The organism is Variovorax sp. PAMC28562 (assembly GCF_014303735.1).
In the GTDB taxonomy this organism is placed as follows: domain Bacteria; phylum Pseudomonadota; class Gammaproteobacteria; order Burkholderiales; family Burkholderiaceae_C; genus Variovorax.
This window is the reverse complement of record NZ_CP060296.1, coordinates 2,598,197-2,619,841: the sequence shown is the minus strand read 5'-3', so window position 1 is coordinate 2,619,841 and position 21,645 is coordinate 2,598,197. Positions and strand designations below refer to the sequence as shown.

Below are 21,645 nucleotides of genomic sequence, written 5' to 3'. Positions count from 1 at the left end.
ATGAGCGCACCCAGAGCATTCGTCGCACGCGCCGCACAGGCCACGCCGCCCGGCGTGGCCGTGCGGATGCGCGGACTGTCCGACCGCGCCATTGCATGGCTGTTCGTCGGGCCGACGATGCTGCTGCTGTTGGCGATCAACATCTTTCCGTTGATCTGGACCCTCAAGCTGTCGTTCACCAACTTCAGGGCGAACCGGCCCAACGCCAATGTGCTCGATGTCGGCATCGACAACTATGTGTCGGTGCTGACCGACCCCGACATCTGGCTGGCGATGCAGGCAACGGCGCACTTCCTGTTCTGGACCATCTTCCTGCAGATGCTGATCGGCTTTGCGCTGGCCTACCTGATCGATCGCAAGTTTCGCGGCCACGGTTTCTGGACCACGATGATCCTGATTCCGATGATGCTGTCGCCCGCGGTGGTCGGTAACTTCTGGGCGTTTCTATACCAGCCGCAAACCGGCCTCTTCAATTACGCAGTCTCGTTTCTGACCGGCATTCCACCCTCGTCGTTCGAGATGATCGGCTCGGTCAGGCTGGCGCCGTGGGCCATCGTCATAGTCGACACCTGGATGTGGACGCCCTACGTCATGCTCATTTGCCTGGCGGGCCTGCGCTCCATTCCCGACTACATCTACGAGGCGGCGGAAGTCGACCGCGCATCGAAGTGGCGGCAGTTCTTGTCGATCACGCTGCCGATGGTGCTGCCCTTCATCATGCTGGCTGTGCTGTTTCGCGGAATCGAGAACTTCAAGATGTTCGACATGGTGAACCTGCTCACCTCGGGCGGCCCAGGCTCGACCACGGAGCTCGCGTCGATCACGTTGAAGCGAGAGGCTTTCGAGAAGTGGCGTACCGGCTATTCGTCGGCCTTTGCCATCATCCTTTTCGTAGCGGTGTTCGGCCTGGCCAACATTTACGTCAAGGCCCTCAACCACGTGAAAAACCGCTAGGAGCACGCCATGAGCCTGGGCATTAGCAGCGCGCATTCTGTCGTCGAGCCGAGCGACCGCACGCGCTTTATCGCCGGCGCGCTGGTCGCGCTGTATGCGCTTATCACCATCGTGCCGCTGGTATGGATCGTTCTCACCGGCTTCAAGACGCCGCCGGACTCGATCAGCTACCCGCCGAAGATTCTCTTCACGCCATCGGCCGAAGGCTATTGCAACCTCTTCACGACGCGCTCGCGGCAGACACCCGAATACATCGCCGCACTCCCGCCACCGACCGACACCTGCGACAAGGTCGCGCGCAACGCCAATATGGTGGTAGCCGGACCGTCGAACTACGTGCCGCGCTTCATCAACTCGTTGATCATCGCGTTCGGCTCGACGGTGCTGTCGGTCGGCTTCGGCGTGATGGCTGCGTATGCATTCTCCCGTTTCAAGGTGCCGTTCAAGGACGACCTGCTGTTCTTCATTTTGTCGACGCGCATGATGCCGCCGATCGCCGTAGCGATACCGATCTACCTGATGTACCGGGAGCTCGGCCTGTCGGACACACGCCTCGGCATGATCCTGCTCTACAGCGCGGTCAACGTGTCGCTTGCGGTCTGGCTGCTGAAGGGTTTCATCGACGAGATCCCGCGGGAATATGAAGAAGCCGCGATGGTCGACGGCTACACGCGATTGCAGGCCTTTCGCAAAGTGGTGCTGCCGCAGGCGACGACCGGCATCGTGGCGACCGCCATCTTTTGCCTGATCTTTGCCTGGAACGAATACGCGTTCGCGGTCCTGCTTACTTCGGGCACTGCGCAGACAGCGCCGCCCTTCATCCCCATCATCATTGGCGAAGGCGGGCAAGACTGGCCGGCGGTCGCGGCCGGTACCACGCTGTTCCTGATTCCGATCCTGGTGTTCACCATCCTGCTGCGCAAGCATCTGCTGCGCGGCATCACCTTCGGGGCGGTACGCAAATGACAACCTGGCCTCGATGGCTGCGGCGCGGCCGCATGGAAATGCTGGCCTGCGCAGTGATCACGCTCGGCTTGGTGATGATGCTGCAGCCCATCGCAATGGTGCTGTTCACCTGGTCGTTTCTGACCACCCTCTTCGGCACTCTGATGTTCATGGTCGTGTCGAAATTCCCCGAGTAGCTGTATGGCCGAGATCCGCGTTCACCAACTGCATAAGGCCTTTGCCGAATTCACCGCCGTGAAGGACTCGACGTTCACCGTGCACGACGGAGAATTCTTCTGTTTGCTCGGCCCTTCCGGTTGCGGCAAGACGACCACGCTGCGCATGATCGCCGGGCTCGAGCTGCCAACGTCGGGGCAGATCTTTCTGGGCGACGAAGACGTCAGCTTCAAGCGCGCATCGGCACGCGATATCGCCTTCGTGTTCCAGATGTTCGCGCTCTACCCGCACATGAACGTTCGGCGCAACATCGCATTTCCGCTGGTGTCGCAAGGCATGCCGCGTGCCGAGATCGACCGGCAGGTCGAGCAAGCCGCGCGCGTGCTGCGCATCGTCGATTTGCTCGACAAGCCGGTGTCGCAACTGTCGAGCGGCGATCGGCAACGCGTGGCGCTGGGCCGCGCCATCGTGCGGGAGCCGCTCGCCTTTTTGATGGACGAACCGCTGGGCGCACTGGACTCCGAGTTTCGCGAAGTCATGTGCCGCGAGCTGCGCGCACTGCACGACCGGCTGCACGCCACCACCGTGTACGTGACGCACGACCAGATGGAAGCCATGGCCATGGCCGATGTCATCGCCATCATGAACCAGGGGGTCATCGAGCAACTGGGTGCGCCGCTCGAGGTGTACGAGCGGCCCGCAAGCGTGTTCGTGGCCGACTTCATCGGCGCACCGTCGATGAACTTCTTGCCCTTCGAAGCAGCACTGGCGCAGGGTGCCGACGCCATCCGCATCGGCGATGCGCCGGTCGGCGTGCCGGCACTTCGCGAAGACGTTTCAGGCCGCGCGCTGTTGTGCGGCGTGCGCCCGGAGCATGTGCGCTTCGACGACCGCTCGGCGTTGCGCGCCGAGGTGCTCGGCACCGAATACCTCGGCACCAGCACCATCGTGACTTTGAACACGGCACAAGGCGCAATGCTGCGCGCCAAGGTCGACGTGAACAGCGCCGCGAAACGCGGCGACCACGTCGGTCTTGCGTTCGATGCGGCCGCGGTCTCGCTATTCGACGACGCCTCGGGGCGCGCGCTGCGCACGGCGCGCGATGACCAACCGCACACCCTTCGAAATGGGGCACGACATGGCTGAACTGCGCATGGCTGGTGTCGGCAAGCGCTTTGGCGCGGTGCAGGCGGTGAACGGTCTCACGCTCGACATCGCCAGCGGCGAGTTCTTCGTGTTGCTGGGACCGAGCGGTGCGGGCAAAACGACCACGCTGCGGCTGGTGGCTGGACTCGAAACACCGGACGCCGGTCGCGTGTCGATCGGCGGACGCGACGTCACGGCGCTGGCGCCGGCGCTGCGCGATGTCGCTTTCGTGTTCCAGCAGTATTCGCTCTACCCGCACCTGAGCGTGTACGACAACCTTGCGTTTCCGCTGCGTTCACCGTTGCGGCCAACGCCTGAACCGGAGTTGCGCCGCAAGGTCGAAGAGGTGGCGCACATGCTGCGCATCGACGACAAATTGCAGAGCCCTGCCACCAAGCTCTCGGGCGGCCAGATGCAACGCGTGGCCATCGGTCGCGCGCTGGTGCGCAGCCCGTCGGTCTATCTCATGGACGAGCCGCTGTCGTCGCTCGATGCCAAGCTGCGCAACGATTTGCGGCTCGAACTCAAGCGCATCCAGCAAGACCTCGGCGCGACGATGCTCTACGTCACGCACGACCAGATCGAGGCACTGACGATGGCAACGCGCATCGGCGTGCTCGACGGCGGCCGGCTGGCGCAGGTAGGCACACCGCGGCAAATCTACGAAGACCCGGCGAGCAGCCAGGTTGCGGCGCGGCTCGGCTCGCCCCGCATCAACCTGTTGCCGCGTGCGTTGCTCCCCGATGTCGCGGCGCCGGTGCACACCGCGACCATCGGCGTGCGCGCGGAGCATTTGCGACTGCACCGGAATGCGATCGACCCCTATCACCGGGGCGCCCACGTCAACCGCATCGAACGACTCAGCGACCAGCACCTCGTGCACGTCCGGCTGGACGACAGTGAACAGGATATGGTGACCGCGATGCCCACCGGCGCCAGCTTTGAAACCGGCGACGCGGTGCGTGTCGAACTGCTGCGGCCGCTGTGGTTCGACGCCGGCGGCCGGCGCATCGCCGCCTGAAACATCAACTTTTTCGGCGTCAATATTTTCTTGGGAGACCACGATGAACCACTCGGAACTGATCCGGAACGCAACCCAGACGCTGATCGACCATGCCGATGAACTGACAGCACTCGACCAGGCTATCGGTGACGGCGACCACGGCATCAATATGCGGCGCGGCGCACTGGCGATCCAGGCGCGGCAAGACGAGTTGGCAGCGATGTCGCTCAACGACGCGCTGCGCACCATGGGCCTTACCTGCATGTCGAAGATCGGCGGCTCGGCGGGCCCGGTGTTCGGCACGCTGCTGCTCACGCTGGCCACGGAACTGCCCGACCCGCCCACCGCCGCCGCGCTGGCCAGTGCAGTCAATGCGGGCATCAAGGCGCTCACGCGCCTGGGCAAGGCGGAGGTCGGACAGAAGACGCTGCTCGACGTGCTCGATCCGGTAGAGAAAACGCTCGCGCGAGGCGGCGACGACCTCCTAGCTCGCGTCAGGCAGTGCGCCTTCGACAGTTCCGACGCTACCGCGCAAATGGACGCCATCAAGGGGCGCGCATCGTTTCTCGGCGATCGAGCGCTGGGCCATGTCGACCCCGGCTCGCGGTCGGTTGCGCTGGTCATCGCGGCGATCTGCGACAGCCTGCACCAGACCAACCGAACCTCCCTCCCTTCCGCCTGAAAGCACCCTATGAAGAAGCTAATCAACGACGTCGATTTCATGCTGGTCGAGTCACTGGACGGCTTTGCTGCGGCGCACGCCGATATCGTCACGCTCGGGGAGGCCGGCCAGTTCGTGCAGCGACGCACGCTCAAGCCCGGCAAGGTCGGCCTCATTTCAGGCGGCGGCTCAGGCCATGAACCACTGCATACGGGCTTTGTCGGATACGGCATGCTCGATGCCGCTTGTCCCGGTCAGGTGTTCACCTCGCCCACGCCCGACCAGATGCTGGCCGCGGCGCAAGCAGTCGACACCGGCGCCGGTGTGCTCTTCATCGTGAAGAACTATTCGGGCGACATGATGAACTTCCAGATGGCGGCCGAGATGGTGGGATGCGACAACGAAACGGTGATCGTCAACGACGACGTGGCCGTCGAAAACTCGACGTACACCACCGGCCGCCGCGGCGTTGCCGGCACACTCATCGTCGAAAAAATACTGGGTGCCGCAGCAGAGCGCGGCGACACGCTCAATGCGCTCAAAGCACTCGGCGATTCGGTCAACAAGGCCACCGCCTCGATGGGTGTCGCGTTGACCTCGTGCACCGTGCCGGCGGCCGGCAAGCCGACTTTTCAGATCGGCGCGGACGAAATGGAAATGGGTGTCGGCATCCATGGCGAACCTGGCCGCCGCCGCGTCAAGCTGGCATCGGCCGACGACATCGCTGCCGAGCTGACCGACGCCATCCTGAAAGACCTGTCGCTGAAGCGCGGGCAAGAAGTGCTGCTGCTCGTCAACGGCTTCGGCGGCACGCCGCTACTCGAACTCTATTTGATGGTGAACGCCGTGCGCAAGGTGCTGGCGGGTGCCAACGTGAAAGTGGCGCGCTACCTCACGGGCTCTTACGTGACGTCGCTCGAAATGGCGGGTTGCTCAGTGACGGTGAGCGCGCTCGATGCGGAGGCGCTGACCCTGTGGGATGCGCCGGTGCATGCGGCTGCGTTGCGTTGGGGAATGTGAACCATACTCCCCGCACGATGTTTCGGGCGTTGCCCCTGTTGAAAAAATCCGGAGTAATTCGTGCTGCCCAAACTTTCCTGCCTTGCGGCGACCGCCGCTGCCCTTTTCCTCTCCACCGCTGGCGTCCTTGCCCAGACAACTCCGCTCGCGCCACGGGAAGTGCCAGCGAAAACCATTCCCGTCCCAACGACGGTCAGCCCTGAACTGCAACAGATCATCGCGCAGCCGCTGCGCTCCGGCTGGAACACACCGCCCACCACGGCCGAAGGCTGGAAGCAACTTGCGGAAGCCATTCGCGCTGGCGCTGCCCCGAACGTGGAGGCCATGCGCGAGCGGCTCAAAGTGCGCGTTGAGCCCGGAATGATGGCCGGCGTAAGGATCTACACGGTGACGCCCGAAAAGATCCTTCCGGAAAACCGCAATCGCATGTTGGTTCAGATTCATGGAGGCTGCTACGTCCTCAACCCCGCGGAGGCCGCGTTGCCCGAGGCGATGCTGATCGCGGCCATCGGGGGCTACCGGGTCATCGCGGTCGACTACCGCATGCCACCCGAGGCTTACTTTCCGGCTGCTCTCGATGACTCGATGGCGGTGTACAAGGAAGTGATCGCAAAGACAGACCCTAAGCGCGTGGGCTTGATCGGCACTTCCGCTGGCGGAGCATTGGTGCTGGAGATGGGACTGCGCGCCAAACAGTTGGGCTTGCCCATGCCCGGTGGCATCGCCTCCGGTACGCCCATGTCCGACAGCACGAAGAGCGGCGACACGTTTTATACGAATGCCATGCTCGACAACGTGCTGGTATCCACTGAAGGCTTCTGCGACGCCGCGGCGGCGTTCTATGCCAACGGCCATGACCTAAAAGACCCGCTGATCTCGCCGGTGTACGGGGACATGAGCGGCTTTCCACCGACAATTCTGACCTCCGGAACACGCGACCTGTTGCTCAGCAACACCGTGCGTGTCCATCGCAAGCTGCGCAACCTCGGTATCGACTCCTTCCTCCAGGTCTATGAAGGCCAATCGCACGCGCAGTACGGCCGCGACGACCGCATTCCGGAAGTGCGCGAGGCCTTCACCGAGATCGCTTACTTCTTGAACAAGCACCTCAAGAAATAGAGGGGCGTCGACGCATCACGGTCGGCAGCCTGCGTCCATCAGCGAAGATGTAAATTAGCCAGAGCAAAAGCAGACTGCCTTTTGCCGTCATGAATAAGATACCAGTTCAACCATGAAGATCGCCACCTGGAATGTAAATTCCCTGACCGCCCGCCTCCAGCATGTACTCGACTGGCTTGCCGCCAATCCCATCGATGTGCTGTGCCTGCAAGAGCTCAAGATGAGCGACGAAAAGTTTCCGCTCGATGTACTCAAGGCGGCCGGCTACGACGCTGCGGTGTTCGGCCAGAAGACGTACAACGGCGTCGCGATCCTGAGCCGCCTGCCGATGCGCGACGTCGCGAAAAACATCGGTGGATTCGTCGACGAACATTCGCGCGTAGTCAGCGCGACGCTCGACACGCCGATTGGCGACGTGCGCGTCGTCAACGGCTACTTCGTCAACGGTCAGGCGCCGGGCAGTGACAAGTTCGCCTACAAGATGCGCTGGCTCGATGGCTTGCGCGAGTGGCTTCGCGCGGAAATGGCCGCACATCCGAAGCTGGTGCTGCTGGGCGACTTCAACATCGTGCTGGAAGACCGCGACAGCTTCGACCCCATAGGGCTGGCCGAGACCATTCATCACACGACCGAAGAGCGCGACCACTTCAAGGCCTTGCTGGCGCTCGGCTTGACCGACAGCTTCCGGCTTTTCGATCAACCCGAGAAGAGCTACTCATGGTGGGACTACCGCATGCTGGGCTACCAGAAGAATCGCGGCTTGCGCATCGATCACGTCCTGATCAGCGAGCCGCTAGTGTCGCTTGCCAAGAGCTGCACGATCGATCGCGTGCCCCGCAAATGGGAGAAGCCGAGCGACCATGCGCCGGTGACGCTCGAGCTCGGTAGCTGACCCGATGCGTCGCTATCGATTGCTTTCGGGCCTCGCCCCGACTCTCACTCTGTCGTTGCTGCTGGCAGGTTGCGGTCTCTTCAAGTCGGACGAGAAAGCAGCGGCCAAAGAATCTGCAGTAACTGCATCGGAAAAGGCGGCTGAAGCCAAGTCGGAGGTGCCGACGGTGCGGCTCATCACGCAGCAGACGCCAGTGATCAAAACCTATCGGAAGACCGCTGCCGCGCACATTTACAAGATGTATCCGAAGCGCATCTACAAGGGCAAGATTCCGCCGCTGGTGTATGCGGTGGTCGTAGTCGAAACCGATGTCGATGCGAACGGCAATGTGATCAACGTTTTTTATAGCCGCGTGCCGAGTCACGCACCTGAAGTGCCCCCGAAGATCGCCGAACTCATCAAGGAAGCGTCCCCGTTACCGAACCCCGGCAAGCTCGGCGCGCACACCTATGTCGAGACCTGGCTTTGGGACAAGGGCGGCAACTTTCAACTGGATTCGCTAACCCTCGGCCAGCGCTCTCGCTAACTTTTCACGGACCTTGTTTCCGTGGACCTCGCGACCAACGTCGCGCCGATCAGTCACTGAGGCGACAGCGAGTCTGCGGGCAAACCTCAGTCGACGAGAGCGACCCCAGCTTCCACAATCGCGGGCTTGCGTTGCAGACGTGCTTTCGGGCGTCGCGCAGGAGTTGTGCAGGGGATCGAATTGGAACTTTTTTTTCAGCAATTGCTAAACGGTTTGACCGTGGGCGGCGTGTACAGCCTGGTGGCGCTCGGCCTCACGCTGGTGTACGGCATTCTTCATGTTCCGAACTTTGCACACGGGACGTTCTACATGGCCGGCGCCTTTGTCGGCTACTACCTGATGACGGCGCTCGGGCTCAACTACTGGATCGCCATGCTCGGTGCCGCCGCGGCCGTGGCGGTGCTGGCAATGCTGGCCGACCGGCTCGTGTTTCACCCGCTGCGCAACGCGCCAGAACTGCACGACATGATCGCGGCCATCGGCATCCTGCTGTTCCTCGAAGCCGGCGCGCAGGCCGTGTTCGGCGCCGAGTTTCATCGCATGCCAACGCCTTATGGACAGGTCGTTGAAATCTTCGGGTTGACCGCGCCGCTGCAGCGTCTGCTGATCATCGCGGGTGCGTTCAGCCTGATGATCTTGCTGCACCTGTTCCTGAACTACACCGTGATCGGCTCGACCATCATCGCGATGGCGCAAAACCGCGATGGCGCCGCGCTGGTCGGCATCGACGCCACGCGCGTAACGCTGCTGGTGTTTGCAATTTCAGGGGCGCTCGCCGCTATCGCTGCGGTGCTCTATGCGCCCATCAACCTGGTGTATCCGGCGATGGGAAACCTGGTGATCACCAAGGCCTTCGTCATCATCATCCTGGGCGGCATGGGCAGCTTTCCGGGTGCCATCGTGGGCGGCCTGATCATCGGCATGGCAGAGAGCTTTGGCGGCTTCTATTTCTCGACCGACTACAAGGACATCATCGCCTTCGTTCTGTTGGTGGTGATCCTGTCGTTCAGACCGCAGGGCCTCTTCACCGCCAAGGGAGCGCGCTGATGAAACTGCTCGAAGGCAAAGCCGGCTGGGCCCTGCTGGCGGTGGTGGCGCTGATCTTTCCGCTCTTCGCGCAGAACAACTACCTGCTCTCTGTCGCAACGCAAGCCTTCATCATGGCAATCGCGGCACTGGGGCTCAACCTCATCACCGGCTACACCGGCCAGTTCAACCTGGCGCACGGCGCTTTCATGGCGGTCGGCGCTTACACGGTAGGCATCCTGACGGTCGATCACCACGTGCCATTCTGGGTCGCATTTGTGCTCGCAGGCTTGGTGACGGCCAGCATCGGCTTCTTCGTCGGGCTGCTGTCGCTGCGACTCAAGGGCCACTACTTTTCGATCTTCACGCTGTGCATCAGCTACATCATGTTTTTGCTGATCGAAAAGTGGGAGAGCCTGACGCACGGGCCGGTCGGCATCATGGGCATTCCGGCGCCGAGCGGCATCGGCCCGCTGCAGTTCGGCACGCCGCTGTCGCAGTACTACCTGGTGCTTGCCTTCCTGGCACTGGCCATCTGGATCATGGCGCGCATCGTGCGCTCGCTGCTCGGGCGCAGCTTCATGGCGGTGCGCAACAGCGACGAACTGGCCGAGGCGCTGGGCATCAACCTGATGCGCACCAAGACGCTGTCGTTCGTGCTGTCGGTAACGTACGCCGGTTTTGCCGGCGCTCTCTACGCCGGGCAGGTGCGCTTTCTCGGTCCCGATCTCGCAAGCGAAACCGTGACCTTCGACCTCGTGATGTTCATACTGGTCGGCGGCATCGGCACGCTGCTCGGACCACTGGTCGGCACCTTCCTGGTCACATGGCTCACACAGAGCTTGCAGTTCCTGCAGGACTACCGCATGGTCGTCTTCGGTCCCGTGCTGATCGCGCTCATCATCTTCTTGCCCAATGGCATCGTCGGCACCTACCTGAAGCGGCGTGCGCGGCGCGCCGATGCAGCGGAGTCTGCTGCGGCCGCAACCACGACCACGCAGTTCGTCGAAACGACGGCGAAGGCGAAGGCGAAGGCGAAGCACCATGCTTGAGATCACCGACCTGACCAAGCACTTCTTCGGCCTTACCGCCGTCGACCACGTCACCACGCGCTTCGAGCGCGGCCAGGTCAGCGCCATCATCGGCCCCAACGGCGCCGGCAAGACCACCTTCTTCAACCTGGTGGCAGGCACGCACAAACCGACCTCCGGACGCATCGAATTCAAGGGACAAGACGTCACGGGCTTGCGGCCCGATCAGGTGGCAGGTCTCGGCATTGCACGTACTTTTCAGTCGACTCACCTGTTCGACAACGCAACGGTGCTCGACAACCTGATCGTCGGCTATCGGCTGCGCACGCAGTCGGGTCTGTGGGATGTCGTGGTCAACAGCAAGAGGCTCCAAGGCGAAGAGCGCTTGTGCCGCGAGAAGGCACGGGAGTCGCTCGACTTCGTCGGCCTCTCCCATATCGCGAACCGCATCGCCGCCGACATCACGCAAGAGGAGCGCAAGCGCGTCGCCTTTGCGCTGGCACTGGCAACCGACCCCGAGTTGCTATTGCTCGACGAACCCGCCGGTGGCGTCAATCCCGAAGAAACCGTGGGACTTGCGGCACTGATTCGAAAGCTGGTCGACCATGGCAAGACCGTGTGTCTGATCGAACACAAGATGGACATGATCATGCGGCTGGCCGACAAGATCGTCGTGCTCAACAACGGCGCCAAGATCGCCGAAGGAACGCCGGCCGAAATCCGCCGCGATCCGCAAGTCATCGAAGCCTATCTCGGGACCGATGCGGGAACCCATGCCGGAGCCGACCATGCTGCGGTTTGAAAACGTCGACCTTCACTACGGCAGCTTTCGCGCACTGAGCGGCGTCACGATGCATGCGTCTGCCGGCGAACTGGTGGTTCTGCTGGGCGCCAACGGTGCGGGTAAGACATCGATCTTCATGGCGGCCAGCGGCATTCAAAAAGCGAGTGCCGGCAGCATTCGATTCGCCGACAGCGAGTTGGTCGGCAAGCGACCGGCGCAGATCGTCGGAGCCGGCGTGGTTCACTGTCCCGAAGGACGGAAGCTTTTTCCGATGATGTCGGTCAAAAAGAATCTGGTGCTCGGCGCCTATGTCCACCGCAGCGACAAAGCCGGCATCAAGCGTTCGCTCGACGAGGTGTTCGGCCTGTTTCCAATTCTCGAAAAAAAGCAGAACGACCCGGCCGGCTCGCTGTCCGGCGGGCAGCAGCAAATGGTGGCGATCGGCCGCGCAATCCTCGGACGACCCAAGGTGTTGCTGCTCGACGAGCCGTCGCTCGGCCTGGCGCCGCTGGTCGTGAAGCAGGTGTTCGAGGTCATCCAGCGGATCAACCGTGCGGGCACTACGGTGCTGCTGGCAGAACAGAACGCGTACTCGGCGCTGGCGATCGCGCATCGCGCCTACGTCATCGAACGTGGCCGCATCACGCTCGAAGGCGATCGTGATTCGTTGCTCAACAACGAGGCGGTGCGCGCTGCCTACATCGGCGCCTGATCGCATGACCGCACGGTACAACGAGCCGCACCGCCTCCCTGCTACTTTCCTTCCATTCGTTGCAACCCTCAGGAGACTCTGATCATGAAGAACACGACCCCCCGCCGCCGCCTGGCCCTGCTGCCCATCGCTGCGACCCTGCTCGGGGCGATAGGCGCCATGGGTGCCGGCTCTGCCTTGGCGCAAGACCTCGTCAAGATCGGCTACACCGGCCCGTTGAGCGGCGGTGCCGCGCTGTATGGCAAGAACGTGGTCAACGGCATAGAGATGGCGATCAAGGAGATCAACGCCACCGGGCTCGAGGTAGCCGGCAAGAAGGTCAAGCTCGAACTCGTGTCGCTGGACGACAAGTACTCCCCGGCTGAAGCAGCCATCAACGCGCGTCGGCTGGTGCAGCAATACCAGACGGCGGCAGTGTTCGTGCCGCATTCCGGCGGCATCTACGCCATGCAGGCCTTCAACGAGCAAGAGAAGTTCATCGTGATGGCGTACTCGAGCACGCCCAAGATCACAGAAACCGGCAACAAGCTGACCATCCGGATCCCTCCGACGTTCAACTCGTACATCGAGCCCTTCACCAAATACGAGATGAAGAAGTACGGCAAGAAGGTCGGCATGCTGCCGGGTGACCACGACTACGCCAAGAACTGGAGCGCACTGTTCGAGCCAGCGTGGGTCAAGGCCGGCGGCACGGTGGTTTCCAACAACCCCATGTCGTACAACCGCTCGGCCGACTTCTACAGCGGCGTGAGCCGGGTGCTGGCCGAGAAGCCCGACGTGCTGTTTGTCGGCGGCCCTTCGGAGCCGACCGCGCTGGTCGCCAAACAGGCGCGCGAGCTCGGGTTCAAGGGCGGTTTTTTAATCATGGACCAGGCCAAGCTCGATGAGATGTCCAAGGTCACCGGTGGACTGGCCATGCTCGAAGGCTCCATTGGCGTGATGCCGGTTTCGTACGACGAACGCCCAGGCCCCAAAGCCTTTGCCGCCGCATACCGCAAGGCGTACGGCGCCGACAAAGACCCGACCACAGAATCTTCGTACAACTACGCCATGACGCACGCGCTGGCCGCGGCCATGAAAGCGGCGGGTACGAGCACCGATGCGGCCGCCATTCGCGCCCAGATGAACGATGCGCTGATGAAGCTGCCAAAGGATCAAAACGCCGGCGAATTCAAGGGCGTCGATGCGGTGGGCGGCACCATTGTCGATCCGGTGGTGGTGACCGTCGAAGGCGGCAAGATCAAGCCGGTGAGCTTGAGCGAACTGCTGAAGTAAGGCACCCCGCCGCACACACTGGCATGCAGCAGGCCGGCATCACTCGATGCCGAGCTCCTGGATCTTGCGCGTGATCGTATTGCGCCCGATGCCGAGCTTTTGTGCAGCCTCGATGCGCCGGCCGCGCGTGTTGGCCAACGCGGTAAGGATGAGTCGAGACTCGAAGCGTTTCGACAAGACATCCCAGACATCGTTGCGACCGGCTTCGAGCAAGGCTTGCGCCTCCTCTTCGAGCCCGCTTTCCCAGCCCGCAGAACCCGCGAATGTCGAAGCCTCCGTCATGGCAGTCAACACGGGGGCTGGCATCGCCAGCTGCTCGGACGAATGCGCGGGCGCTGCGGTCGCCATCTGGGGCTGGGCATGCGCAACGATGGGCGCCTCGACCGGCACCACCGCCAGCACCTCAGGCGGCAGGTCTTTGGTTTCGACCAGCTGCGCGGGCGCCATGACGGTCAGCCAGTGGCAAATATTTTCGAGCTGACGCACGTTGCCCGGAAACGCGAAGGTCGCAAGCTGCGTCAGCGCGGCATCCGAGATGCGCTTGGGTTCGGCTCCGAGTTGCTTGGCGCTCTGCTGCAGGAAGTGCCGAGTGAGTGCGGGCACGTCTTCACCGCGCTCGCGCAAAGCCGGCAGACGCAGACGAATCACGTTGAGCCGGTGAAACAAGTCTTCACGAAATCCACCGATCTTGACGCGCTGTTCCAGGTCTTGGTGTGTGGCAGCGATCACGCGCACATTGGCTTTGACCGAGTTATGGCCACCGACGCGATAGAAATGACCGTCGCTCAGCACGCGCAGCAAACGCGTCTGCAAGTCGAACGGCATGTCGCCGATTTCATCGAGAAACAGCGTCCCGCCTTCGGCCTGTTCGAAGCGGCCGCGTCGCATGGTCTGCGCTCCGGTAAAGGCGCCGCGCTCGTGGCCGAACAATTCGCTCTCGAGCAAATCCTTGGGAATGGCGGCGGTGTTGATAGCGACAAACGGGCCATTGGTGCGCGGCGAATGCTTGTGCAACGCGCGCGCCACGAGCTCTTTGCCCGAACCCGATTCACCGGTGATCAGCACCGTCACGTTGCTCTGCGACAGCCGTCCGATGGCACGGAACACGTCCTGCATGGCAGGCGCCTGGCCCAGCATTTCGGGCGCCGCGGCCATGCGCTCTTCGGCCACTTCTTCGCGTTGGCTCTCGTCGACAGCGCGCCGGATCAACTCGACTGCGCGTGGCAAGTCGAAAGGCTTGGGCAGGTATTCGAAAGCTCCTCCCTGGAACGCGGAAACGGCGCTATCGAGGTCGGAGAACGCCGTCATGATGATGACGGGCAGGCCGGGGTGCTTGGCCTTGATCTTGTCGAGCAGGTCGAGCCCCGAGCCGCCAGGCATGCGGATGTCGCTCACCAGGACTTGAGGGCCCTGCGTTTCATCGTCGGCTGCCAGCTCGAGCGCGGCGAGCACTTCGCGGGTGTTGGTGAAGCTGCGTGTCGGCAGGTCTTCGCGCAGCAGCGCTTTCTCCAGCACGAAGCGGATCGACTGGTCGTCGTCCACTATCCAAATCGGCTTCATGCAGCTCCTTGTTGCCATCGCTGCGCTACGGCAGCGGTATCAGTATTTTGAAATCGGTCCGGCCCGGTACGCTGTCGCACTCGATCAGGCCGTGGTGCTGCTGCACAAATGTCTGCGCTAGCGTCAGCCCCAGCCCGGTTCCACCTTCCCTTCCGGAGACGAGCGGGTAAAAGATGCGGTCCTTGATCGCATCCGGCACACCCGGTCCGTTGTCGATCACATGCAATTCCAGTGCCAATCGATACCACTGCTTATTGAAGATCACTTGTCGGGCAACGCGCGTCTTGAGCGTGATGCGCGCGTCGCCGGCCGCGCGTCGCTCGGCCAACGCCTGCGCCGCGTTGTGAACGATGTTGAGCGTGGCCTGAATCAGCTGCTCACGATCGCCGCGAAACTCCGGCAGTGACGGATCGAAATCGCGCTGAATGTCGAGGTCGCGCGGGAACTCCGCCAAGATCACCGAGCGCACCCGCTCGCACACTTCATGGATGTTGACGTCACCCACCACATGCGGCCGCCGATGGGGCGCCAGCAGCCGGTCTACCAGCGTCTGCAAGCGGTCGGCCTCATGAATGATGACCTGCGTGTACTCGACAAGATCACGCGACTCCACCTCCATCTGCAGCAGCTGCGCAGCGCCACGGATGCCGCCGAGCGGGTTCTTGATCTCGTGCGCCAGATTGCGGATCAGTTCCTTGTTTGCCTGCGCCTGATCGAGCAAACGCTCTTCGCGGTCCTGCCGCACTTGCTGCTCGATCGGGATCAGTTCAATGATGAGTTCGCCCGGCTTGTCGCCTTGCGCCAGGGTCACCTGCACCGGCATCATTTCGTGGCTGCCGCGACGCAGCAGCGCTTCGTAGCGCAGGGTCGCAAAGTCGTTGCTGCGCGCACCATCGATAGCAGTGCGGAAGACGTTCGGCTCATTGAAACAGTTGCCGAACGGTGAACCTTCAAGCGTTCGACGCGACGTACCCAGCGCGTCTTCAAGCGCGGCGTTGGCGAACGAAACCGCGCCGTCCATGCGGACGACGGCGATCAATGTAGAGAGAAGATCGAAGGTTTGAAAGCGCTTGCCGGTGCCGGCGGGCTTGCCGAAAACCATCCTCAGTTTCTGGCCGGCAAGCGGCCTATTTCGCGCCTGATGCCGGCGATGTCGCTCTCGTTGCGGGCAATCTCGGCCTTCATTTCGGCGACCCGATCGAGATATTTCTGGTAGTTGCGACTCTCGGCGCCCTGCTTCTCGGGCTCGCCATTGTTGAAGTCCTTCAGCAATTCGGCTTGCCGGGACTCGGCCTTCTTGAGTTCGGACTCGAGCACCGAGCGGGCCTCGCCATCGCGTGCGCGCTGGTCGGAGCCCTCGACGCGCGGGCTGCCGGCCGGTGCCTTTGCGGCCGATGAGCCACTAGCGCTGCCGCCAACCGAAGCGCCACGCGGCGTGGTGCCTTGCACAATCGTCAAGTTGCCGCCTTCCATCACCTTGCAGCCGCGCTTGGCCGCGTCGGCTGCGTTGTTGGTGTATTCGTTGCCGCAGCGAAAAACTTTCTCCTGCGCGAAGGCAGATACGCCGGCCAGAGATGCGACGAGCGAGGCAGCCATCAATAGAAAAGAAGCAGTCTTCATGGGGGTGGAGGTAGTGCGCATCAAGCTGATATTTTCGTGCAATTCGACAATACGACCTTCGGCTTGTTCCCCACAAAAAGAAAAGGACGGCCTGGGCCGTCCTTTTTTAACGCGTGAACCGGGTAAGCCGGTTTACAGCGAGTAGTACATGTCGAATTCGACCGGGTGCGTCGCCATGCGGAAGCGCGTGACTTCGGTCATCTTCAAATCGATGTACGCATCGATGTACGAATCGGTGAACACGCCGCCCTTGGTGAGGAAGGCGCGGTCCTTGTCGAGATGCTCCAGCGCCTGGTCGAGGCTGTGGCACACGGTCGGGATCAGCGCATCTTCTTCCGGCGGCAGATGGTACAGATCCTTGGTGGCGGCTTCGCCCGGATGGATCTTGTTTTCCACGCCGTCGAGGCCGGCCATCAGCAATGCAGCGAAACCCAGGTACGGGTTCATCAGCGGATCGGGGAAGCGCGCTTCGACGCGGCGACCCTTGGGGTTGGCCACGAACGGAATACGGATCGAAGCCGAGCGGTTCTTGGCCGAGTACGCCAGCTTGACCGGTGCCTCGAAACCAGGAACCAGGCGCTTGTAGCTGTTGGTGCCGGGGTTGGTGATGGCGTTCAGCGCGCGGGCGTGCTTGATGATGCCGCCGATGTAGAACAGTGCGAATTCCGACAGCCCGGCATAACCGTCGCCTGCGAACAGGTTCTTGCCGTCTTTCCAGACCGACTGGTGAACGTGCATGCCGGAGCCGTTGTCACCGACGATCGGCTTGGGCATGAAGGTCGCGGTCTTGCCGTAGGCATGGGCCACGTTCTGGATCACGTACTTCTGCAACTGGACCCAATCGGCGCGTTGCGTCAGCGTGCTGAACTTGGTGCCGAGTTCCATCTGGCCCGCATTCGCGACTTCATGATGATGCACTTCGACCGGAATGCCGAGTGCTTCCAGCACCAAGCACATTTCAGAGCGCATGTCTTGGAAGCTGTCGACCGGGGGCACAGGGAAGTAACCGCCCTTGGTGGTTGGGCGATGGCCGGTATTGCCGTGCTCGTATTCCTTGTCGGTGTTCCACGAAGCCTCTTCGGAATCGATCTTCACGAAGCAGCCCGACATGTCGTTCCTCCAGCGCACGCTGTCGAAAACGAAGAATTCCGGCTCCGGCCCGAAATAGGCCGTGTCGCCAAGGCCCGAAGCCTTCATGTAAGCCTCGGCGCGCTTTGCCAGCGAACGTGGATCGCGCTCATAAGGCTTGCCGTCGACCGGGTCGATCACGTCGCAGGTCAGGATCAGCGTGGTCTCTTCGAAGAACGGATCGATATTGGCGGTGTTCGGGTCGGGCATGAGCTGCATGTCCGACGCTTCGATGCCTTTCCAGCCGGCAATCGACGAGCCGTCGAACGCGTGGCCCGAGGTGAACTTGTCTTCATCGAAAGCGGATACCGGCACGGTCACGTGCTGCTCTTTGCCTCGCGTGTCGGTGAATCGGAAGTCGATGAACTTGACCTCGCTTTCCTTGACGAGTTTGAGTACATCGGCGACGGTCTTTGACATCAGGTTCTCCTGTTGGGATAGTGGTTGGAAACGCGGAAGAAATGAATGCAGGTTTTGTGCCATTGTCCCCTGAGCCTGGCTGGGTTCTGCGGCCCATGAGTCCAAAAGAAGGCAGTCGTTCGCCTTCTTGGTGCAATCGCAATTAACGCACCAATTCAGGGCCAAGACGCGCATCAAAGGTGCGCAATCCTTCTAGAAGCTGTGCATACGCAGCCTCGATCTCGCCGGGATCGCCCTTAACGCCCAATTCGATGTGCCGCCCATAGGTCGGATGGTCGACGCTGGGCAGGCTGAAAACCTTGATGCCCGCGTGTGTGCGCTCGATCGCTTCCATCAGCGGGGTGAGGGTGGCTTCCATCGCACCGAAGACGATGACTGATTTTTCAGCCGCCGAGCCGTGCGCAAAAAGCTCGACGTAGCGACTGTCGAGCACCGATTCGATCATTGGCCAAGCCATCACCGGAAAGCCAGGAACGAAGTGCACGTCGGCCACGCTGAAGCCCGGAATCTTGTTGTACGGGTTGACGATGATGTTCGAGCCGAGCGGGAACACACCCATGTTCAAACGGTGCACGTTGTCCGGGCGATCGGGCTCGTAAGGCACGCCCGACTCTCGGGCCGTGTCTTGCATCCGCTCGCGGATCAGCACCTCGGCCTCCGGGTGCAGCACGAGCGGCACGCCGAGCGCCGCAGCAGCGCATTGGCGCGTGTGGTCGTCGGGCGTGGCGCCGATGCCCCCGGTCGAAAAGACGATATCGCCGGAAGCGAAAGCCCGTGCCAGAGCAGCCGTGATGCGCAGTGGCTCGTCGCCGACGTATTCGGCCCAAGCCAGCGGCAGGCCGCGTGCGGCAAGCAGTTCGATGACCTTGGGCATGTGCTTGTCGGCACGTTTGCCCGACAGGATCTCGTCGCCGACGATGATGAGGCCGAAGGCGCGCTTGGCCCCGGGGCTGGATTGACGGGTCATGGGGAACTCCATTGGGAAGCCGATGCATCGGAAATCGAAGGAAGCGGAACAGCCGCAGTGTTGGCAGCCAGCGCCCCTCGCTGTGCCCGCAACTGGTGGAGCGCATCGAGACAGTAATGTGCGAACCAGAGCGCAGAAAACGCAAACACGAGGGTATAGATCCAGATCGCGATCGGCACCAGCACGAAAAAAGCGGCCGCAAAAAGAATGCCGGACGCCCACACGATGCTCGGCGCCGCGCCGAGGTAACCGCACAGCACGCCGATGCCGAGCAACGGAAGCCGATGGGTGCGCAGCAAGGTGGCCCGTTCTTCGGCACTGGCGTGTTCGGCCAGCGCGTCGAAACTCATGACGCGGTAGGTGAGCCAGCCCCAGATCAACGGAGGCAGGATCAATACGAGCGGCGGAATCAGCCAAAGCGGCATCGACACGATAAGCGCGACCAGCGCCAACAAAGTGACGCCGATGGAGCGCGCAATGCTGCCGAGCATCGAGGCGCCCTTCTTCTGCTCCAGCGCCGGAAAACGACGCTCCGCCACGAGGCGTGTCAAAGCCGGCGCCATGAAGGCGGCAACGACGATGAGCGACACGAGGACCAGCAACGGCGTGCTGGCGAGCACCACGGCAAGCGGCGCGAGGAACGTACGCGGGTCGGCCGAAAAGAGCCCGCCGATCCAGCCCCATACGCTGGACAACAGTGGCCAGGCGTCAAGCGCTTCACGCGTCCACGCAACGGCAGGCGCCCAGTAGAAATAGCCGATGCCGCCCGCCAGCACCACCATTACGACAAGCGGCAGAAAGGACAGCAGCATCACGCGAGGCCGCAGGCAGTAGGCGACGGCGCGCCAAAAGGAATCGAGGAGTAAACGCATCGGCCGAGAGGATAACGCTGGCGAATAAACAACTGCTTCAGTCGTCGTCAGCCGCGGCCCACCATGCGCTTCAGCGCGAACAATTGCTGCGCCCAAAAGCCGCGGCCGTAGTCGCGCAGCTGCCCGGATGCGTCAGGCTCGATCTGATCGCGAATGCCTGTCGCGTCGTAGCGCGGCTCGAAGTTGACGGTGCGAAATAGCATGTCCCACCAGGGCAGCAGCACGCCGAAGTTGTGCCCGCCCAAAGTCTTTGCACCGCCAGACTCGTGCCCGAGACCGATGCTGTGATGCAGCCGGTGAAAGCGTGGGCTGATCCACAGCCGCTCGCCGATGGCGCCGAAGCTCAATCTCAAGTTGGCATGTTGGAGGCTCTCGCTCAGCTGTGTGAAAGCGACCACGGCAATGAACTGGCCCGGCGCCACACCGATCAGCTGCGCCACGACCACGATGATGATGTCGTGGATCACGTCGTCGAGCAGGTGGTTGCGGTTGTCGCTCCACATCGTCATCTGCTGCTGCGAGTGGTGCAACGAATGCAGGCCCCACCACCAGGTGAAGCCATGTTGACCGCGATGGATCAGGTATTCGACGAAGTCCAGCACCACGAGGTACATCGCAAAAGCGATCCACGGCACGTCGGTAACGCCCGGCCACAGTTCATCGAGATGCAGCGTGCCCCAGCCGGACCCACGCAGGCTGCCGAGTGCATCGTCGAACACCGGCTGCAGCAGGAAAAAGATCGCGAGCCTGAAAAACCCGAGCCGGTGGATCAACGTGTACAGAATGTCGGTGCGAATGGCGCGCTTGTCGACCACCAGCTCGGCCGGCCGCCAGCGTTGCAGTGGCCCGATGACTGCCAGCAGCACCAGAATCTGGATCAGCCCGACCAGCAGCCAACCCGTTGCGTCGAAAGCGTCTTCGGTCCAGCCACCGAGACCGACGGCATAAACGAGTGGCTGCACGGCCGACTCGAAGAACCAGCCCTGCAGCGCCGAAAAGTGATCTGTAAGCCACTCGACCATGATGTCAGCTGGTCAAGGATGGGCCGCGATCCAGGCGCGGTAATCCGGATGCTGGCGCAGCGTTTCGAAGCAGAAGCCCTTGGCCTTGAGACCGACGATGAGCGGCTCCAGATCGGCCGGCGCCCACGGGTCCTTGCGCGACCAGATGCCCAGGTGCGCGAGCAGGATATCGCCCGGCTTGATCGTGGCGAGCGACTGCGCGAGCAGTTTCTCGTTGCTGAACGTTTCGCTCGGCAGTTCGTCACCGAGGAAGCCTTCTGGCGCCCAGCCGACATGAGCGAAGCCGCAAGCGCGGGCTGCGGCGAGCAACTTCGGAGAGGTCTTGCCACCCGGTGCGCGAAACAACGGCAGCGGCTTCTTTCCCGTGATCAACGCCAATCGCTCCGACGACTTCGCGATGTTCTCGCAGTACTCCGCCGCGCTCCAGGTGAACTCACGACCGGCGAATGCGCCGGCCGAGGGCCGCACGCGGAAACGCGGTTCGACGCTTTTCTCGTCGCTGCGCCAATAGACATGGTCATAGGTGTGCGAGCCGAACTCGTTGCCTTCGGCCGCCCTCGCCTTCCACCATGCGGCCCAATGGTTGTCGAGGCTGTCGCCATCGGTCTGCGTGCGTTCGGCCGCGGCGAAGAACGTGACCCGCACGTTTTGGCGCTTAAGCACGTCGGCTACCAGTGGGGCGATGCCCATGTGGCCGGTGTCGAGGGTCAGGTAGACGGGTTTTTCGCAGGTGTTCTGGGTGCCTGGAGTGCCTTGCGCTACTGCACTCACCGGCATCGCGCAGG

Annotated in this window: 23 protein-coding genes; 15 read left to right on the top strand and 8 right to left on the bottom strand. The window is 62.4% G+C overall.

All coding sequences use genetic code 11. The features are described 5' to 3' along the window. The 15 genes from H7F36_RS12350 to H7F36_RS12280 all read left to right on the top strand — a co-directional run bounded on the left by H7F36_RS12350 (position 1) and on the right by H7F36_RS12280 (position 13,271). Positions 1 to 954, top strand: a complete 954-nt coding sequence (locus H7F36_RS12350; protein WP_187051103.1) for a carbohydrate ABC transporter permease — start codon at positions 1 to 3, stop codon at positions 952 to 954. Between the two features lie 9 nt (positions 955 to 963). After that, entirely contained in the window at positions 964 to 1,920 is a 957-nt protein-coding gene (locus tag H7F36_RS12345; protein ID WP_187051102.1) for a carbohydrate ABC transporter permease, read from the top strand. Then, a complete protein-coding gene (locus tag H7F36_RS12340; RefSeq protein ID WP_187051101.1) occupies positions 1,917 to 2,096 on the top strand; it encodes a hypothetical protein in 180 nt (59 codons plus the stop codon). The genes H7F36_RS12345 and H7F36_RS12340 overlap by 4 nt, the downstream gene beginning before the upstream one ends. A 4-nt stretch (positions 2,097 to 2,100) precedes the next feature. Then, positions 2,101 to 3,222 carry an ABC transporter ATP-binding protein gene (locus H7F36_RS12335; protein ID WP_187051100.1) on the top strand — a complete coding sequence of 374 codons (1,122 nt, stop codon included), beginning with the start codon at positions 2,101 to 2,103 and terminating at the stop codon, positions 3,220 to 3,222. Beyond that, positions 3,179 to 4,243 carry an ABC transporter ATP-binding protein gene (locus tag H7F36_RS12330; RefSeq protein WP_261802256.1) on the top strand — a complete coding sequence of 355 codons (1,065 nt, stop codon included), beginning with the start codon at positions 3,179 to 3,181 and terminating at the stop codon, positions 4,241 to 4,243. Before H7F36_RS12335 ends, H7F36_RS12330 begins: the two co-directional genes overlap by 44 nt. 43 nt (positions 4,244 to 4,286) lie before the next feature. Further along, entirely contained in the window at positions 4,287 to 4,907 is a 621-nt protein-coding gene (gene dhaL / locus H7F36_RS12325) for a dihydroxyacetone kinase subunit DhaL (RefSeq protein ID WP_187051099.1), read from the top strand. A gap of 9 nt (positions 4,908 to 4,916) precedes the next feature. Continuing rightward, on the top strand, positions 4,917 to 5,906 hold the full coding sequence (dhaK, locus tag H7F36_RS12320; protein WP_187051098.1) for a dihydroxyacetone kinase subunit DhaK: 990 nt from the start codon (positions 4,917 to 4,919) through the stop codon (positions 5,904 to 5,906). A gap of 60 nt (positions 5,907 to 5,966) precedes the next feature. Next, the gene (locus H7F36_RS12315; RefSeq protein WP_261802255.1) at positions 5,967 to 7,025 is read left to right on the top strand and encodes an alpha/beta hydrolase; all 1,059 of its coding nucleotides are present in this window, start codon (positions 5,967 to 5,969) and stop codon (positions 7,023 to 7,025) included. Positions 7,026 to 7,137: 112 nt separating this feature from the next. After that, the gene (xth, locus tag H7F36_RS12310) at positions 7,138 to 7,917 is read left to right on the top strand and encodes an exodeoxyribonuclease III (protein ID WP_187051097.1); all 780 of its coding nucleotides are present in this window, start codon (positions 7,138 to 7,140) and stop codon (positions 7,915 to 7,917) included. A gap of 4 nt (positions 7,918 to 7,921) precedes the next feature. Next, positions 7,922 to 8,443 carry a hypothetical protein gene (locus tag H7F36_RS12305; RefSeq protein ID WP_187051096.1) on the top strand — a complete coding sequence of 174 codons (522 nt, stop codon included), beginning with the start codon at positions 7,922 to 7,924 and terminating at the stop codon, positions 8,441 to 8,443. A gap of 180 nt (positions 8,444 to 8,623) precedes the next feature. Then, a complete protein-coding gene (locus H7F36_RS12300) occupies positions 8,624 to 9,490 on the top strand; it encodes a branched-chain amino acid ABC transporter permease (RefSeq protein ID WP_187051095.1) in 867 nt (288 codons plus the stop codon). Then, entirely contained in the window at positions 9,490 to 10,521 is a 1,032-nt protein-coding gene (locus H7F36_RS12295) for a branched-chain amino acid ABC transporter permease (RefSeq protein WP_187051094.1), read from the top strand. Before H7F36_RS12300 ends, H7F36_RS12295 begins: the two co-directional genes overlap by 1 nt. After that, positions 10,514 to 11,302 (top strand): ABC transporter ATP-binding protein, encoded by a 789-nt coding sequence (locus tag H7F36_RS12290; protein ID WP_187051093.1) that lies wholly within the window; start codon positions 10,514 to 10,516, stop codon positions 11,300 to 11,302. The genes H7F36_RS12295 and H7F36_RS12290 overlap by 8 nt, the downstream gene beginning before the upstream one ends. Further along, positions 11,289 to 11,996: an ABC transporter ATP-binding protein gene (locus tag H7F36_RS12285; protein ID WP_187051092.1), complete on the top strand. Its 708-nt coding sequence runs from the start codon at positions 11,289 to 11,291 to the stop codon at positions 11,994 to 11,996. The genes H7F36_RS12290 and H7F36_RS12285 overlap by 14 nt, the downstream gene beginning before the upstream one ends. Before the next feature lie 84 nt (positions 11,997 to 12,080). Beyond that, positions 12,081 to 13,271, top strand: coding sequence for an ABC transporter substrate-binding protein (locus tag H7F36_RS12280; protein WP_187051091.1), 1,191 nt, complete (start codon positions 12,081 to 12,083; stop codon positions 13,269 to 13,271). A 39-nt stretch (positions 13,272 to 13,310) separates the two neighbouring features. Here H7F36_RS12280 and ntrC read toward each other — a convergent pair whose 3' ends face one another. The 8 genes from ntrC to H7F36_RS12240 all read right to left on the bottom strand — a co-directional run bounded on the left by ntrC (position 13,311) and on the right by H7F36_RS12240 (position 21,637). Continuing rightward, positions 13,311 to 14,831 (bottom strand): nitrogen regulation protein NR(I), encoded by a 1,521-nt coding sequence (gene ntrC / locus H7F36_RS12275; protein ID WP_187051090.1) that lies wholly within the window; start codon positions 14,829 to 14,831, stop codon positions 13,311 to 13,313. Positions 14,832 to 14,856: 25 nt separating this feature from the next. After that, positions 14,857 to 15,933 carry a nitrogen regulation protein NR(II) gene (gene glnL / locus H7F36_RS12270; RefSeq protein WP_187051089.1) on the bottom strand — a complete coding sequence of 359 codons (1,077 nt, stop codon included), beginning with the start codon at positions 15,931 to 15,933 and terminating at the stop codon, positions 14,857 to 14,859. Between the two features lie 2 nt (positions 15,934 to 15,935). Further along, positions 15,936 to 16,451, bottom strand: coding sequence for a hypothetical protein (locus H7F36_RS12265; RefSeq protein ID WP_187051088.1), 516 nt, complete (start codon positions 16,449 to 16,451; stop codon positions 15,936 to 15,938). 132 nt (positions 16,452 to 16,583) lie between these two features. Beyond that, entirely contained in the window at positions 16,584 to 17,999 is a 1,416-nt protein-coding gene (gene glnA, locus H7F36_RS12260) for a type I glutamate--ammonia ligase (protein ID WP_187051087.1), read from the bottom strand. A gap of 142 nt (positions 18,000 to 18,141) precedes the next feature. After that, entirely contained in the window at positions 18,142 to 18,966 is an 825-nt protein-coding gene (locus tag H7F36_RS12255; RefSeq protein ID WP_187051086.1) for a competence/damage-inducible protein A, read from the bottom strand. Further along, on the bottom strand, positions 18,963 to 19,838 hold the full coding sequence (locus H7F36_RS12250) for an EI24 domain-containing protein (RefSeq protein WP_187051085.1): 876 nt from the start codon (positions 19,836 to 19,838) through the stop codon (positions 18,963 to 18,965). The genes H7F36_RS12255 and H7F36_RS12250 overlap by 4 nt, the downstream gene beginning before the upstream one ends. 47 nt (positions 19,839 to 19,885) lie before the next feature. Further along, positions 19,886 to 20,860 (bottom strand): sterol desaturase family protein, encoded by a 975-nt coding sequence (locus H7F36_RS12245; protein WP_187051084.1) that lies wholly within the window; start codon positions 20,858 to 20,860, stop codon positions 19,886 to 19,888. A 12-nt stretch (positions 20,861 to 20,872) separates the two neighbouring features. After that, on the bottom strand, positions 20,873 to 21,637 hold the full coding sequence (locus H7F36_RS12240) for a polysaccharide deacetylase family protein (protein WP_261802646.1): 765 nt from the start codon (positions 21,635 to 21,637) through the stop codon (positions 20,873 to 20,875). Positions 21,638 to 21,645: the final 8 nt, after the last annotated feature.

Bases quoted from the DNA above. Each gene is read 5' to 3' on its own strand.
- H7F36_RS12255 (WP_187051086.1), bottom strand. From the start codon at position 18,966: ATGACCCGTCAATCCAGCCCCGGGGCCAAGCGCGCCTTCGGCCTCATC.
- H7F36_RS12240 (WP_261802646.1), bottom strand. From the start codon at position 21,637: ATGCCGGTGAGTGCAGTAGCGCAAGGCACTCCAGGCACCCAGAACACC.
- H7F36_RS12345 (WP_187051102.1), top strand. From the start codon at position 964: ATGAGCCTGGGCATTAGCAGCGCGCATTCTGTCGTCGAGCCGAGCGAC.
- H7F36_RS12285 (WP_187051092.1), top strand. From the start codon at position 11,289: ATGCTGCGGTTTGAAAACGTCGACCTTCACTACGGCAGCTTTCGCGCA.
- H7F36_RS12330 (WP_261802256.1), top strand. From the start codon at position 3,179: ATGACCAACCGCACACCCTTCGAAATGGGGCACGACATGGCTGAACTG.
- glnA (WP_187051087.1), bottom strand. From the start codon at position 17,999: ATGTCAAAGACCGTCGCCGATGTACTCAAACTCGTCAAGGAAAGCGAG.
- H7F36_RS12265 (WP_187051088.1), bottom strand. From the start codon at position 16,451: ATGAAGACTGCTTCTTTTCTATTGATGGCTGCCTCGCTCGTCGCATCT.
- H7F36_RS12295 (WP_187051094.1), top strand. From the start codon at position 9,490: ATGAAACTGCTCGAAGGCAAAGCCGGCTGGGCCCTGCTGGCGGTGGTG.
- dhaK (WP_187051098.1), top strand. From the start codon at position 4,917: ATGAAGAAGCTAATCAACGACGTCGATTTCATGCTGGTCGAGTCACTG.
- H7F36_RS12290 (WP_187051093.1), top strand. From the start codon at position 10,514: ATGCTTGAGATCACCGACCTGACCAAGCACTTCTTCGGCCTTACCGCC.
- H7F36_RS12250 (WP_187051085.1), bottom strand. From the start codon at position 19,838: ATGCGTTTACTCCTCGATTCCTTTTGGCGCGCCGTCGCCTACTGCCTG.
- H7F36_RS12280 (WP_187051091.1), top strand. From the start codon at position 12,081: ATGAAGAACACGACCCCCCGCCGCCGCCTGGCCCTGCTGCCCATCGCT.
- H7F36_RS12350 (WP_187051103.1), top strand. From the start codon at position 1: ATGAGCGCACCCAGAGCATTCGTCGCACGCGCCGCACAGGCCACGCCG.
- dhaL (WP_187051099.1), top strand. From the start codon at position 4,287: ATGAACCACTCGGAACTGATCCGGAACGCAACCCAGACGCTGATCGAC.
- ntrC (WP_187051090.1), bottom strand. From the start codon at position 14,831: ATGAAGCCGATTTGGATAGTGGACGACGACCAGTCGATCCGCTTCGTG.
- xth (WP_187051097.1), top strand. From the start codon at position 7,138: ATGAAGATCGCCACCTGGAATGTAAATTCCCTGACCGCCCGCCTCCAG.
- glnL (WP_187051089.1), bottom strand. From the start codon at position 15,933: ATGGTTTTCGGCAAGCCCGCCGGCACCGGCAAGCGCTTTCAAACCTTC.
- H7F36_RS12335 (WP_187051100.1), top strand. From the start codon at position 2,101: ATGGCCGAGATCCGCGTTCACCAACTGCATAAGGCCTTTGCCGAATTC.
- H7F36_RS12340 (WP_187051101.1), top strand. From the start codon at position 1,917: ATGACAACCTGGCCTCGATGGCTGCGGCGCGGCCGCATGGAAATGCTG.
- H7F36_RS12245 (WP_187051084.1), bottom strand. From the start codon at position 20,860: ATGGTCGAGTGGCTTACAGATCACTTTTCGGCGCTGCAGGGCTGGTTC.
- H7F36_RS12305 (WP_187051096.1), top strand. From the start codon at position 7,922: ATGCGTCGCTATCGATTGCTTTCGGGCCTCGCCCCGACTCTCACTCTG.